At 60.9% G+C, this 13450-nt stretch carries 13 protein-coding genes; 4 read left to right on the top strand and 9 right to left on the bottom strand.

Going from position 1 to position 13450, the window contains the following annotated elements; translation table 11 throughout:
- Positions 1-1287: a fumarylacetoacetase gene (fahA, locus tag QYQ93_RS06085; RefSeq protein WP_338476527.1), complete on the bottom strand. Its 1287-nt coding sequence runs from the start codon at positions 1285-1287 to the stop codon at positions 1-3.
- 3 nt (positions 1288-1290) lie between these two features.
- Entirely contained in the window at positions 1291-2574 is a 1284-nt protein-coding gene (gene hmgA / locus QYQ93_RS06080) for a homogentisate 1,2-dioxygenase (protein WP_043048617.1), read from the bottom strand.
- 121 nt (positions 2575-2695) lie between these two features.
- Between hmgA and QYQ93_RS06075 the strand changes: the two genes are divergently transcribed.
- Positions 2696-3475, top strand: coding sequence for an IclR family transcriptional regulator (locus tag QYQ93_RS06075; RefSeq protein WP_043048616.1), 780 nt, complete (start codon positions 2696-2698; stop codon positions 3473-3475).
- Between the two features lies 1 nt (position 3476).
- Here the strand turns inward: QYQ93_RS06075 and dacB are convergent, their stop codons facing one another.
- The 7 genes from dacB to QYQ93_RS06040 all read right to left on the bottom strand — a co-directional run bounded on the left by dacB (position 3477) and on the right by QYQ93_RS06040 (position 10967).
- The gene (gene dacB / locus QYQ93_RS06070; protein ID WP_338476526.1) at positions 3477-4934 is read right to left on the bottom strand and encodes a D-alanyl-D-alanine carboxypeptidase/D-alanyl-D-alanine endopeptidase; all 1458 of its coding nucleotides are present in this window, start codon (positions 4932-4934) and stop codon (positions 3477-3479) included.
- Between the two features lie 157 nt (positions 4935-5091).
- Positions 5092-7506 carry a TonB-dependent receptor gene (locus QYQ93_RS06065; RefSeq protein ID WP_338476525.1) on the bottom strand — a complete coding sequence of 805 codons (2415 nt, stop codon included), beginning with the start codon at positions 7504-7506 and terminating at the stop codon, positions 5092-5094.
- 109 nt (positions 7507-7615) lie between these two features.
- Positions 7616-7888, bottom strand: a complete 273-nt coding sequence (locus QYQ93_RS06060; protein WP_043048612.1) for a GIY-YIG nuclease family protein — start codon at positions 7886-7888, stop codon at positions 7616-7618.
- A 36-nt stretch (positions 7889-7924) separates the two neighbouring features.
- Entirely contained in the window at positions 7925-8395 is a 471-nt protein-coding gene (locus QYQ93_RS06055; RefSeq protein ID WP_043048610.1) for a nuclear transport factor 2 family protein, read from the bottom strand.
- Positions 8396-8496: 101 nt separating this feature from the next.
- Positions 8497-9141, bottom strand: a complete 645-nt coding sequence (locus QYQ93_RS06050; protein WP_043048609.1) for a DUF1120 domain-containing protein — start codon at positions 9139-9141, stop codon at positions 8497-8499.
- Positions 9142-9367: 226 nt separating this feature from the next.
- Positions 9368-10003: a response regulator transcription factor gene (locus tag QYQ93_RS06045; protein ID WP_043048608.1), complete on the bottom strand. Its 636-nt coding sequence runs from the start codon at positions 10001-10003 to the stop codon at positions 9368-9370.
- Positions 10004-10193: 190 nt separating this feature from the next.
- Positions 10194-10967 carry a response regulator gene (locus tag QYQ93_RS06040; RefSeq protein WP_338476524.1) on the bottom strand — a complete coding sequence of 258 codons (774 nt, stop codon included), beginning with the start codon at positions 10965-10967 and terminating at the stop codon, positions 10194-10196.
- A gap of 464 nt (positions 10968-11431) precedes the next feature.
- On the opposite strand from QYQ93_RS06040, the gene QYQ93_RS06035 reads away from it, so the two are divergent.
- The 3 genes from QYQ93_RS06035 to QYQ93_RS06025 are packed head-to-tail and all read left to right on the top strand — an operon-like array spanning position 11432 to position 13430.
- Positions 11432-12052 carry a DUF1120 domain-containing protein gene (locus QYQ93_RS06035; RefSeq protein ID WP_043048606.1) on the top strand — a complete coding sequence of 207 codons (621 nt, stop codon included), beginning with the start codon at positions 11432-11434 and terminating at the stop codon, positions 12050-12052.
- A 36-nt stretch (positions 12053-12088) separates the two neighbouring features.
- Positions 12089-12712 carry a DUF1120 domain-containing protein gene (locus QYQ93_RS06030; protein ID WP_043048605.1) on the top strand — a complete coding sequence of 208 codons (624 nt, stop codon included), beginning with the start codon at positions 12089-12091 and terminating at the stop codon, positions 12710-12712.
- 4 nt (positions 12713-12716) lie between these two features.
- A complete protein-coding gene (locus QYQ93_RS06025) occupies positions 12717-13430 on the top strand; it encodes a DUF1120 domain-containing protein (RefSeq protein WP_080889052.1) in 714 nt (237 codons plus the stop codon).
- The last annotated feature ends 20 nt before the right edge of the window (positions 13431-13450 follow it).

The following is a 13450-nucleotide window of genomic DNA, read 5'->3' as shown; positions in this document are numbered from 1 at the left end:
TCAACGCGCCGCGACCACGGTGCCGCGGCATTCACCAAAGCCAATGCTGGCAAACCCTTCGCGGATGCAACGGCCACGCAAGATGATTTCGTCGCCGTCCTCGAGGAATTTACGCACCTCCCCGCTGGGCAATTCGATTGGCTTCTTACCGCCTTCGGTGATTTCCAACAGGCTGCCAAACTGCCCAGGTTGCGGACCGGACAAGGTGCCCGAACCGAACAGGTCACCGGCCTGCAACTGGCAGCCGTTGACGCTGTGATGCGCAACCATTTGCGCCACGGTCCAGTACATGTGCTCGGTGTTACTCAAGGTCAAGCGATGAGCGGGCAGGTTCTGCTCACGCATCGAAGCCGTGGTCAACAGCACCTCCAGTTCGATATCAAAGGCACCCGCGTTCTGATCGCGCTTATCCAAGAGATACGACAAGGGTTGTGGATCACCCTCGGGCCGCGCCGGTTGTGCTTTACGGAATGGCTCCAGCGCTTCGGCCGTCACTACCCATGGCGAGATGCTGGTGATAAAGCTTTTGGACAGGAACGGCCCCAGCGGCTGGTATTCCCAAGCCTGGATATCCCGCGCCGACCAGTCGTTGAGCAAGCAGAAGCCGGCGATATGCTCGGCGGCATCGCCGATGGCAATCGCGTCGCCCATGGCATTGCCGTGGCCGATCCAGATGCCCAGTTCCAACTCATAGTCCAGGCGCGCACAAGGACCAAATGTCGGCTCGGTTTGGCCGGCCGGCAGGGTCTGGCCTTTAGGGCGCCGTACATCCGTACCTGAAGGGCGAATGGTCGAGGCACGGCCATGGTAGCCAATCGGCACGTACTTGTAGTTCGGCAGCAGTGGATTATCCGGGCGGAACAATTTGCCAACATTCTGCGCGTGCTCGATGCCGACGTAGAAGTCGGTGTAGTCATTGATCCTGGCCGGCAAGTGCATCTGGCAATCGATAGCACGGTGCAGCACCTGCGCCTCGCGGGTTTGCAGCTTGCTGCCTTCGGCCAGCAGCTCCAACAGACGCTCGCGCAACGCCACCCGTGGGCCCCGGCCGAGTTCGAAGAAGGCGTTCAGTTGCCCACCCGCCGTGGCTTCGACGGCACGTCGGGCTTCACCGTCAAACTCGTCCAGCGCTGCGTGCAGGTCGAGGATCGCGTCTCCAATCGCCACGCCACTGCGCGGTGCCGAGCCATTGATGCTGAATATGCCCAGGGGCAGGTTTTGCAGGGGGAAATCTGCGTGGCCGTTGGCGGAGGCCACCCAGCTACGGGTAAGCGTCGGTTGCGTCATGAGTTATCTCCGATTCGGGTTGAAGGTGGCGGGCAACGAGGCCCAGCACGCGTCGTAAGCAGGTTGCAGTTGCGGGCACTCCAGGGCGAACTGGGTCGGGCGCAGCACTTGGCTGGTCTCGAACATGAAGGCCATGGTGTTATCGATCTTGTGCGGCGCCAGGTCTGCATTGATGGCTTTGGTGCAGGTCTCGCCGTCCGGGCCGTGGGCGCTCATGCAACTGTGCAGCGACGCGCCGCCGGGCAGGAAGCCTTCGGCCTTGGCATCGTAGGCGCCCTGGATCAAGCCCATGTATTCGTTCATCAGGTTGCGGTGGAACCACGGTGGACGGAAGGTGTTCTCGGCCACCATCCAGCGCGGCGGGAAGATCACGAAGTCGAGGTTGGCCAGGCCATGCACGCTGGTGGGCGAGGTCAATACGGTGAAGATCGACGGGTCAGGGTGATCGAAACTCACCGTGCCGATCGTGTTGAAACGCCGCAGGTCGTATTTGTACGGCACGTTGTTGCCGTGCCAGGCGACCACGTTGAGTGGCGAATGATCGAGCTCGCAGGCCCACAGTTCACCGAGGAATTTCTGCACCAGCGTTGTAGGTTGCTTGAGATCTTCATAGTGGGCAACGGGTGTAAGGAAGTCGCGAGCGTTGGCCAGGCCGTTGCTGCCGATAGGCCCCAGATCCGGCAGGCGCAGCGGCGCACCGTGGTTTTCCGCGACGTAGCCGCGTGCTTGCGCATCCAGCAGCTCGATACGGAATTTCAAGCCACGGGGCAGCACGACGATTTCCAGCGGCTCGACATCCAGCACGCCGAGTTCGGTGGCGATACGCAAGCGGCCTTGCTCGGGGACGATCAACAGTTCGCCGTCAGCATTAAAGAACACGCGCTCCATCGAGCGATTGGCGCGGTAGTGGTAGATGCTGATGCCCGAAGGTTTTTCCGACCCCGAGTTGGCCACCATGCCGACCAAACCGTCGATAAAGTCCGTCGGTTCACTCGGAATGTCCAACGGGTTCCAACGCAAGCGATTGGGCGTCACCGCGCCCAACGGGCCACCCGCCAATTGCCGTTCCAGCTTGATGAACGCCGGGTGGTTGGCCGACGGCTGGATGCGGTACAACCAGGTGCGCCGCGCTTCGCTGCGAGCCATGGTGAAAGCGGTGCCGGAAAACAGTTCGGTGTAGAGCCCGTAGGGGGCTTTTTGCGGCGAGTTCTGCCCGACGGGCAGCGCGCCAGGCAAGGCTTCGCTGGCGAATTCATTGCCGAAGCCCGACAGGTATTCGAGGTCCATGGATCTTCCTCTGTACACACGTTATTTTTATCGTAATTCAGTTACGCATAACGTAATTTGATCGCTTTCGAGCGTCAAGCTATAAAGACGCCCATTCATCTCTCGGATTCTCGCCCTTCCCATGGAAAAGCCCCGCGACACCGGTAAACAGAAAGTCCGCTCGGCGGAAGTTGGCACCGATATCCTCAAGGCCCTGGCCGAACTGTCTCCCTCCACCTCGTTGTCACGCCTGGCCGAACATGTGCAGATGCCGGCGAGCAAGGTCCACCGCTATTTACAGGCGTTGATCGCCTCGGGTTTTGCCGAACAGAACGCCGCCACCAACCATTACGGCCTGGGCCGCGAAGCGTTGCGCGTGGGCCTGGCGGCGCTGAGCAGCATGGATGTGTTGAAAGTCGGGGCGATGCCCCTGGCGGAGCTGCGCGATGAATTGAATGAAACCTGCTTTCTGGCGGTGTGGGGCAACCAGGGCGCGACGGTGGTGCAGATCGAGCCGGCGGTGCGTGCCGTCACGGTGGTGACGCAGTTGGGATCGGTATTGCCATTGCTCAGTTCGTCCACCGGGCTGGTGTTCAGCGCCTACCTGCCATCGCGGGAAACCGTGGAATTGCGCGAACGCGAGATTCAAGCCGGCACCGCCCACTCACTGGCGGACGATCAGGCCTACGCCACGGTGTGCGAGCAGATCCGCAGCCGTGGCCTGCATTTTGTGCATGGCTTGCTGATGCCCGGCGTGGATGCGTTGTCGGCGCCGGTGTTCAATGCGGTCGGGCACGTGGCGGCGGTGATGACCGTAGTCGGCCCGACATCACTGTTTCACGCCGATGAAGATGGCCCGGCGGCGCAGCATCTACTGGCAGCGACCCGGGCCGTGAGTTGGCGCATGGGCTATCAGCCCTGAATCAATCCTCGCTGCGTGACAGGGACACGGCCACGCGATCCTCCAGCGCCTTGACCTGCGCGCCGGCCACCACATAGTTGTTGGTCAGCATCGAGAACACCAGCTTGCGCCCTTGGGCGTCGGTGATATAGCCGCTCAATGACGACACGCCGCCCATGGAGCCGGTCTTGGCATGCAGGTTGTTTTGCGCTGGGGTGGCGCGCAAGCGATGCCCCAGGCTACCGCCGGTCATGCGGTCAGTGTTGCCGGCAATCGGCAGCGCGTTGTACCAGGCGTTGAACCACGGTTGCTTGCTCGCCGCCAGCAACAGGTCGGTGAGGGCTTGCGAAGACACCAGGTTACGTCGCGACAGGCCGGAGCCATCCACTTGATTGAGTGCGGCCGTGTCCATTCCCTGGCGCTTGAGGAACCCGCCCACTGCCACCACGCCCGCCGCCGCCGTGCCGCGATTGGCGGTCTGGCGCCCCATGGCCTTGAGCAAGGCTTCGGACATGTTGTTGTTAGAGAGCTTGAGCAGCGGCACGATCAGCTCCTGCAATGGCGCCGATTGGTGCTCGGCCAGGACCGTCACTGCTGCCGGACTCGCCCCGCCCATCACCCGGCGCCCCAATACCATAATCCCCTGCTGCGCCAACGCCTGCTCAAACAGATTGGCCACCAGTTGCGTCGGTTCCCAGACGCTGACCAGTTGCTGGCTCTGCCGACCCGGTGCCACTGCGCCACTGAGTTGCAGCAGGTTGGTGCCATGGCGACGGTTGATCCCATAGCTGTTGCCCGGCCCGCTCACGGCACGGTTGCTCAGTTGCAGGTAATCAGTGGACGGGAAGATATCGACACTCACTGGCGAGCCGGCCCGCAACGGCGCCTTGGCCGTGACCAGCACGCTGCCCGCATCGAAATCCGTATTGGGTGACACGGTCAGCGCTGAAATCTGCGCGCCGTAGTAGGTGGTTTCATCGTCGTGGGACCAGTCGACACCCAGCCGCTCGGCATCGAACCAAGTGTCGTCGAACACCAGGTCGCCCTGCACCTGGCGCACGCCCTGGCTGGCCAACTGCGCGGCAAGGGCCTGATAGTCGGCGAACTGGATGCTCGGGTCGCCGAGGCCACGCAGATAAAGGTTGCCGGTCAGGCGGTCGCCCTGGCGTATGCCATTGCTGAGCAACTGGGTAGAGAAACGGTACTGCGGCCCCAGCACATCCATCGCGGCCGCAGTGGTCAGCAGCTTGAGGTTTGAAGCCGGCACCAGCCGGGTGCGCGGGTTGTGCTGGTAGAGCGTGCTACCCGTGCGGGCATCGCGCACCATCAGCGACACCGTGGCGCCGTGCAGCGCCGGGTCGCTTAACAGTTTGTCCAGGGCGGCAGGCGTGGACATCTGCGAAACGCTGGCGCAGCCGCCCAGCAACAAGCTCAAACCGACCAGCAGGGCGCTGGTGTGAAACCATTTTGCAAAGTGCATCAGTGTGCCGTTCCCGCAAAATCAACAATAACGGCAACGCTAACACTGTAGGAGCGAGCTTGCTCGCGAAGAACGCACAGGCAACGCGTTAAACCAGGCAGCCCGCGTGAGCGTTGACGTTTTTCGCGAGCAAGCTCGCTCCTACAAAGGGATGGCGTTAGAAGGTAAGTGTGCTGGATACCGACACCTGCCGCGCATCGCCTATGGACACAAACTGCGTATTCACCGACGAGGTGTAGTAAGTACGGTCAAACAGGTTCTTCACATTGAGCTGGAACTTGACCTTCTGCGCCTCGATCTTGGTGTCATAGCTGGCGAACACATCGGCCACGGTGTAACTCGGCAGTTCGAAGCTATTGGCCGCGTCCCCGGCGCGCTTGCCCACATAGCGGGCGCCCGCACCGAGCCGCAATTGATCACCGCCGAAGATGCTGCCGAAGTCATACACCGCCGACAGCGAGCCGGTATTTTTAGCCACGTTCTGCAGGCGGTTGCCTTTAAGCGTCGGGTCTTCGGTGACCTCGGCATCGGTGTAGGCATAGCTGCCGATCAGGCTCCAGTTGTCGGTCAACTGGCCGCTGGCATCCAGCTCCAGGCCACGGGAACGCACCTTGCCTGCCACGCTGTAGACCGAGGTCAAGCCTTCACCGACCTGCACCAGCACATTGCGCTTGTCGATGGTGAACAGTGCCGCACTCGCCGTGATACGTCCCGGCATATCGAACTTGGTGCCCAGCTCCCAGGCCTTGGACTCCTCCGGTTGCAGGCTGCCGTCCAGCACGGTTTTATTCGCCAGTGGCGCGATGGTGGAGTTGGGCTTGAACGACTCGGTATAGCTGCCGTAGAACGACAGTTCATCGGTGTAGCGATACACCAGCCCGGCACGCGGCACCCATTTCTGGCCGTTACCGTCAGTGTTGGCGGTGAACGGCACGCCTTTGCCCGCGTATTGGTCGTACATCTGGTAGCGCGCGCCGCCGACCAGGATCCACTGATCAGTGAGGTGGATCGCATCCTGCAAGAACAGCGAGTCGCTACGCAGCAGGTCGGTCTGGTTGCTGTCCGGGGCGCTGACCCTGGACCCCGCCACTTCGTTGCCGTACACCGGGTTGTTATAGTCGAACGTGCCACGTGGTGCCTGGCGGATCAGGTCGGCGCGGTAGATCTTGCGGTACTCGTCGTCCAGGCCGAACACCAGGTCATGTTGCATGCCGGCCACGTTCACCTTGCCTTCAAGGCTGGCGGTGGCGAAGCGGTCGGTGGTCAGTGCGCCCTGGGTGCCATCCATGCTACGGGTCAGGGTGCCGTTGGTGTTGACCTTGACCACGCGCACCTGGCTGGCATCGTAGGTCTCGCGGTTCCAGCTGTAGCCAAAGTGGGCCTTCCAGTCGTCGTTCAGGTCGTGGTCGACGGTGAGGCGGTACAAATCCGAGCGGCCTTCCATATTGTTGAATGGCTCATCCAGGCGACGGGTGGCGGGAATGTTCAACGGGTGGTTGGTCTTGGGGTCGATGGCGGTGCCACGGTCGAACGGCGCGAGAAATTCGCGGTGCTCATAGGCCACTGCCACTTGGGTGGTGTCGCCATACCAAGCCAGGGACGGCGCCACCAGCGTCTCACGATGGGTGCCGTAGTTGCGCCAGTAGTCTTCATCTTCATGATCGACGATCAGTCGATAGGCCAGGCCGCTGTCACCGAGCGGGCCGGTGGTGTCCAGGTTGCCACCGCTGCCGTGCTTGCCGCTGCCGAAGCTCGAGCCACGGGCGGTCAGGGAAGTGGACTGCACCAGCTCGGGCTTCTTGCTGACGATATTGACCACGCCGCCCGGGTCCTGGATGCCGTACAACAGCGACGACGGGCCCTTGAGCACTTCGACACGCTCGGCGGTCGCGTTCATGGCACGGCCCTGCACCACCGGCATGCCGTCCTTCATGATCGAGCCGTTACGGTTGTCGCCGAAACCGCGCAACATCACCGCGTCCTGGGTGCTGCCGAGGGTGTTGGACTGGGTGATGCCGCTGATATTACCCAGGGCGTCATCCAGGTTGCGCGGCTGCTGGTCGCGTAGCACCTGGGCCGGCACCACGTTGACGGTTTGCGGGGTTTCCAGCAGCAGGCCGTGGGAACGCATCACCGAGCTGGTGGGCGGCGGCTGGTAGCTGGTGCTGTCCTGGGTCGGGTTGGCGGCGCTGATAGTGGTGGCACCGAGGTTCAACGCCCCCTCGCTAGGCACCGGCTCCAGGGCCAGGGTGCGGGGGTCGATCTGGCGGAAGGTGAAGCCTGACTGGCTCAGCAGACGTTGCAGGGCCTGGGTCGCGCTCATCTGTCCGCTGACCGCCGGGGCATAGAGACCGTAGGGCGCTTCATCGGTGTAGATCACGCTGAGCCCGGTGACCCGGCTGAAATCGCTCAGGGCCTGGGGCAACGGTTTGGCGGCCAGGGCAAACCTGAATTGGGCGCTTTGCTGCTCCTGCGCCTGGGCGATGCCAAGCGGCAGCAATGCCAGCCCCGACATTGCCATTACCGAGGCTCCCAGCCACTGTTTTACCCAACCGCCCGCCGCTGACTTCATGCTGTGAGAACCCGTGTAGAAAACGCTGTTAACGCGAATAGATCGCAGTTTCATGCACTACACGGATGGGCCGGTGTTTTACCTCACCTGAATCCGCAAATAATTTTGATCATTGAGCGCCACTCGCCGCCAGACACTCCTTGGCGCTCTTCTTCAGCTTCTTGATCAGCCGTTCCTGGCGCAGCGCTTCGCCCTTGCTCGCACATTGCTCGGTGTACACCAACGCCACCGCCGGGCTGGACAGGAAGAATCGCGCGCCTTTGCCGCTTTGATGGGAAGCAAAGCGGCGCACCGGATCATTGCTGATGCCGCAATACAGCGAGCCATTGGCGGCGCGCACCAGGTAGACAAACCAGGGTTTGGATTCAGAAGGATCAGTCACAAGTCGTTTCGGCAAACCGCAGGGAGGCCAATCTTATCAACGACCGGCCTGGAATGCCTTCAAGCCTTTGCGTGCCTGGGCACGCACGGCGTTTTTCAGCGCTGGCGACCAGCCGAGCAACAGGCCCTTGAGGCCCAACGCCTGGCGCGACCAACGCCACAGGTCGAAGTGGTCATGGTGTTCGCAGATCTTGCCGTCGCGAAACACAAACCTGGCGCCGATATCGTTGACCACAGTATTGCCGGTGGCGCTGAACAGGTACGTCGCCACCCAGTGCGCGCTGCCGGTGGTTGCATCACTGCGCACCTGGTCGAACGTCAGGGAAAAGTCCTTGGCGCGGGTGGTGAGCATGCGCCACATGTCGCCGGCATCGCGCCCGCGCAATTCACCGAAGGCCGGGTCGCTGAATACCACGTCATCGGTGTAGCAGGCGGCCATGGCTTCGGCGTCCAGACGCTGGAAGGCCTGGTAGAACTGGGTGATCAGGGCGTTATGGGCATCACTCATGGGCAGGTTTCGCACGTGGTTCAGGAAGGACTGAACGATAGTCCGCACGGCGTGGGAAAGCCATGGCTATTCACCACGTCGATAAGTGATGCCCGACCGCGTCAGAGGTAGATCACATCCAGAGTAGCGCTGCCGTCGATCTGGATCTCTTCGGTAATCGGCAGATTTCTCTTGTGGTTAAGCTTGCCGACCACCTCCAGCACCCCCTTGAAGGTGGTCATCGCCAGCGGCGTCGGGATGGAGTTACCTGGGTCCTTGATGGTACGCATAAAGCCCGGCTGCCAGGCTGTGTCCCCTGAAGCATCGAGCCACGTGCCGCCATTGGCCGACTCAATCGGGATTCCCGGTACGTCGTCAGCGCTCACTTCAGCCATCCTCAGGAAGTACCTGCCGATTTTTGCATTGTTACTGGCCAGGCCAAGACCGAACACTGAGGCCGACTCATAGCCGGGGTCTGTCGCAGTACCGGGACGGTTATCGGCGCTCTTGATCGCCATCAACGTCGGCGCATCGCAGATCACCGACACCTGCAAAGAGGCATTGGGAAGATCGGTCTCCAGCGAGGAGTGCAGGTCCTGAGCGGAGATCTTGCCATGGTCTACCACGCCGCCATTGGACAGGGTGGGCGTACAGGCTGCCGGGGTGATCTTGCCGACCACACTGAGGTCCACACTGGACGCGGCCATTACATTGGAAACACCCGCCCACAACAAGGCGGCGGTCATAAGTGCACGAGACGGTTGCATATCAATGCTCACTTTCGGCCGATTACCAAAGGGTCGAACAACGCACTCCGGCGTTTTGCCAACCTGCAGTTCGGCTCAACTAATTAGACTAGGAATGTCAGACTTCATCGCAATAACGACGAGAAGACCGTGACAACTTAGAGCAGGCCGACTTTAATCTGAATACAACTAATACGAATCAAAACTCACACTAGTTAATTCATCCCTGTCATAAAACTGCAACTTTCTACGGCACCATTCCCGCCGCACGCGCATAAGCGAACAAGTCCACGTCAGTGGATATGCACAATCGGTGCATGGCGGTGCTTTTCTGTTTGCTGATAGTGGAAATACTGCGATTGACTCGCGCCGCAATCTGGCTGACGGTCATGCCGCTGGCGAGCATGCGCACCACCTCGCGCTCCTTGCCCGACAGCTGCGGCTGTTGCGATTGATCACCCGGCCCCGCCTCTAACAACTGCTCGCGCAGGGACTCGCTGGCGAAGTTCTGGCCGGCGCACACCGCCCTGATTGCCAGGGGTAACTCCTTGGCCGAAGCGCTCTTGGCAACGATGGCGCGTGCGCCATGGGCAAACGAGGCACGCAAGGTGGCGACGTTGGCGAACATGGTCACCAGGATCACCGGCAGCCCCGGGTATTGGCGATGCAACAGGCTCAGCAGGCCGTAACCGTCGGCCTGCTGGCCCCCAGGCATCGCAAAGTCAGTGACGAGCACATCGCAAGGCACCTCGGCCAGCAAGTTGAGCAGCTCATCGGGACCGTTGGCCTCCGCAACCACTTTGCACCTGCCGCCCGCCTCAATCACCACTCTCTGCCCAATACGTACGATGGGATGATCGTCAGCAATAATTACACGAAGCATAGATACCCACGGATGATGGCAAATTGAATGCACGCAAAATAACCCTGCTGGCGATTGGTAACAACCGGTAACAGCAAGTGAAGTTCAGCTGCACCCCATGTTTTGAAGGGGGTAGTTTTGAACTTACAAAACAAAAGGAAAATTCTTACACGCCAAAGTCACTACAAAACCGTTCAATTTCAACAATTCGTCATAAACCACGCAAGTAGTCGAGATAAGCCGCCAGGTCGCTCTGGAAAAGCTCCAACTTCCGCTGGTTGACTGCTACGCCATGGGCACGTACCTCGCTGATCAAGGCGCTGCCTCTGGACTCCAGCCCCGCGCCCCCCAAAAAGGCCAGGCTGCCCACGAGGCGATGCAAGCGCTCGGCGGTCAAGCTGGCATCCTGGGCATTCAGCGCATGCCTCAGCGCCTGGGTGTCTCGCTGCGCTTCCGTGAGCAGGCTGCGCAGCATCTGATCCACGACCCGCGGGCTGCCAAACAACTCGACCAGACTGTCACGGGTCGGCCAATCCAGCGCAGCAACGCCCGGCGGCTGGTTGCAAAGCGCTGCGGGCGCGCCCGGCAGCCAGTGCATCAGCATGTCACGCAACGACTCCAGGGCCAGCGGCTTGAGCAACCAGGCATCCATGCCGGCGTCGCGGCAACGTTGCGGGTCGTCGTGCACCAGGTTGCCGGTCAGCGCGATGATCGGCACCCGCTCACACCCCAGGTCCTGCTCGCGCTGGCGTATGGCACGCGCCAGGCTGTAACCATCCATGACCGGCATCTGGCAATCGCTGATCACCAGGTCAAAACGCCGGCACGCAATGGCCGCCATGGCACTGCTGCCATTTTCGACCAATTGGTGGCTCAGCCCGAGCTTGTCTAACTGCCAGCCCATCATTGCCCGGTAGGCGGAATGATCCTCCACCACTAACACACGATGATGCCGCCAATGTGCCGGTGTCGTAACCTGACGCATCAGTTGTTCTGCGCAGCGACATTGCTCGAAAGCACGCCCGCTTACCTCATCAGGTGCTCCTTTGCAGTACTACTTAGGTTCGGGCAGCACTGACGTAACAGTCAGGAACAACCATTCAAGGCACTGCATGGCGCAGCGCTTAAAGCCATTCAAATAACTGTAATCGCACTGTCAAAATATCCTTTTGACCACACAGCTGACGATACAACAACTACGAAAAACAACTTTCTAGCCTAAATAACCTCGCCACCCCATCGCTCTACTCGCCTCTGGGCCAATGTCGTAAAAGTTGTATGTCCGCGCATACCGGCGATCACTAAATTGTGTGCACCCCGCCAGAGGGTAACGATCCGCCACATTTATCAGGGCGGCTATAAACCAGACCTGACAGCACTTGCCTTGCTGCAGTGGGTCGCCATGGGTCTGTTTTCGCCTGTTGGCCACACACCGGAACAACACATTCTATGAACAAGCATTTGGTTGCCCTTGGCAGCGTCCTGTTGATCACCTGTGCGCCGCCCGTCGTCGCGGCCAGCTCCCAAGACCTCACCGTCAGGGGGGTGATTACCCCCAGTGCCTGCGACACCCTGATTACCGGCGGCGGCGTGGTCGATTTCGGAAAAATGTCGGCCAGGGAACTCAACGCCGAGCAGTACACGCCTCTGCCTCGGCAAACCGTGCAATTGAGCGTGAACTGCGAAGGGCCGACGCTGTTCACCCTGAACACCATCGATAACCGGCCAGGCTCCAGCGCCAATCACCCACATTGGCACGGCCTGGGCATGACTTCAGAAGGCGAGAAGATTGGCGGCGCCGGCTTCAACCTGCATAACCCGCTGGCTGACAACCTACCCGCCCAGACCATCAATTCGAGCGATGGCGGCACGACCTGGCAGTTGGGCACCCAGCTCAACCCCACCGTATTGACGGCGGTGGCGATCAACAACGTGCCGGTGCCGGTAGCGGTGCGCCAGTTTCAGGCCAACCTCCGGCTCAACACCCATATCGCGCCCAGCGGCAGCCTGACGCTGCTCGACGAAGTGCCGGTTGACGGACACGCCACCGTACAACTCATGTACCTGTAATTGCCGTACACAGCCCCTATCGAAGGAACACGTCCCATGAACAAACTATTCGTTGGCGCACTGACCAGCGCAACGCTGCTGCTCGCCAGCACTACCACTTTCGCCGCCTCCACCGTGGACCTGACGGTCACGGGCCTGATCGTCCCCAGCGCCTGCACGCCGAGCCTGTCCAGTGGTGGGGTGATCGACCACGGCAAGATTTCCGCCAAGGATCTGAACACCGACAACCCGACGGTGATTGGTAATCACACCCTGACGATGACGGTGCTCTGCGAAGGCCAGACCCTAATTGCGCTGCAATCGGAGGACAACCGCAAGGGTTCTTCAATCAGTAATAGTGACTACGGCCTGGGCCTGATCAATGGCACCGAGAAACTCGGCCACTATCACCTCAGGATCGCCAATCCGATTGCCGACGGCGTCCCGGTACAGTCCATTGCATCTCAAAACGGCCAAGACAATTGGTACCTTGAGCGATTCTGGGACCCCACCCTGTACATGTCGGTAGCCGACATGAGTGACCCTGCCCAGCCGGTGCCGGTGCAGGAACTGCTGCTGGACCTGCAGGTGGATACCAGTATCAACCGTACGGACGGCCTGGACCTGAGCAACGAAGTACAGATCGACGGTTCCGCCACCCTGACTGTGATTTATCTCTGACCCGCTGAACGCCCATGCCCGCCTGGAAACCGGCCGTCATGGGCTTTTTTTCGTATCGGCCACCCTCATTCGAACCAGTGACCCTGCACCGATGAATACGCGCCCTCGCCTTTTTGCTGTCGTACTCACACTGACACTGACCGCCCCGGCGCTCGCGGCCTCGTTTGTTGACCTCACGGTGACCGGCCGGGTGACCCCGGACGCCTGCAATGTGGAACTGTCCGACAACGGCTCCATCGATCATGGCCGCATCCCCGCCCACACCCTCAGCAGCGACGAATTCAGCGTGCTGCCGGCCCGGTTGCTGGAGCTGACGGTGCGCTGCAACCGGCCAATGCTGTTTGCCCTGGTAGGCATCGACAACCGTGCCGATTCATCCCTTGCACCGGACTATTTCTACGGCCTGGGCCGAAATATCCATGCCCCGCAGGAGCGCCTTGGCTCCGTAGCGCTGTCCTTGCGTAACCCGGTGGGCGACGCACAGACCATGCAGGTATTGGCCTCATACGACAGCGGCGAAACCTGGGCGACGGAGCCCAATGCCTATCCCAAGTCCTACATGGGGTTTGCCCTGCCCGGCGACCGTCAACCGGACTTCATCCGCCAGTTGAACGTCCAACTGCGGGTCGACACCTCGATCAACTTTTCGCAGTACCTGACCCTGGATCAGGAAGTGCCCCTCGACGGGTCCGTCGTCCTGGACTTGCGCTACCTCTGACCCACTCACTTACCCAATGG

The organism is Pseudomonas khavaziana (genome assembly GCF_036704165.1).
Classification (GTDB): Bacteria; Pseudomonadota; Gammaproteobacteria; order Pseudomonadales; family Pseudomonadaceae; genus Aquipseudomonas; species Aquipseudomonas khavaziana.
The sequence above is the reverse complement of the archived record's forward strand: the minus strand, read 5'-3'. Positions and strand labels throughout refer to the sequence as shown.

Excerpts from the sequence above, each read along its gene's own strand:
- fahA (WP_338476527.1), bottom strand. The coding sequence starts at position 1,287 with ATGACGCAACCGACGCTTACCCGTAGCTGGGTGGCCTCCGCCAACGGC.
- hmgA (WP_043048617.1), bottom strand. The coding sequence starts at position 2,574 with ATGGACCTCGAATACCTGTCGGGCTTCGGCAATGAATTCGCCAGCGAA.
- QYQ93_RS06075 (WP_043048616.1), top strand. The coding sequence starts at position 2,696 with ATGGAAAAGCCCCGCGACACCGGTAAACAGAAAGTCCGCTCGGCGGAA.
- dacB (WP_338476526.1), bottom strand. The coding sequence starts at position 4,934 with ATGCACTTTGCAAAATGGTTTCACACCAGCGCCCTGCTGGTCGGTTTG.
- QYQ93_RS06065 (WP_338476525.1), bottom strand. The coding sequence starts at position 7,506 with ATGAAGTCAGCGGCGGGCGGTTGGGTAAAACAGTGGCTGGGAGCCTCG.
- QYQ93_RS06055 (WP_043048610.1), bottom strand. The coding sequence starts at position 8,395 with ATGAGTGATGCCCATAACGCCCTGATCACCCAGTTCTACCAGGCCTTC.
- QYQ93_RS06050 (WP_043048609.1), bottom strand. The coding sequence starts at position 9,141 with ATGCAACCGTCTCGTGCACTTATGACCGCCGCCTTGTTGTGGGCGGGT.
- QYQ93_RS06045 (WP_043048608.1), bottom strand. The coding sequence starts at position 10,003 with ATGCTTCGTGTAATTATTGCTGACGATCATCCCATCGTACGTATTGGG.
- QYQ93_RS06040 (WP_338476524.1), bottom strand. The coding sequence starts at position 10,967 with ATGCGTCAGGTTACGACACCGGCACATTGGCGGCATCATCGTGTGTTA.
- QYQ93_RS06035 (WP_043048606.1), top strand. The coding sequence starts at position 11,432 with ATGAACAAGCATTTGGTTGCCCTTGGCAGCGTCCTGTTGATCACCTGT.
- QYQ93_RS06030 (WP_043048605.1), top strand. The coding sequence starts at position 12,089 with ATGAACAAACTATTCGTTGGCGCACTGACCAGCGCAACGCTGCTGCTC.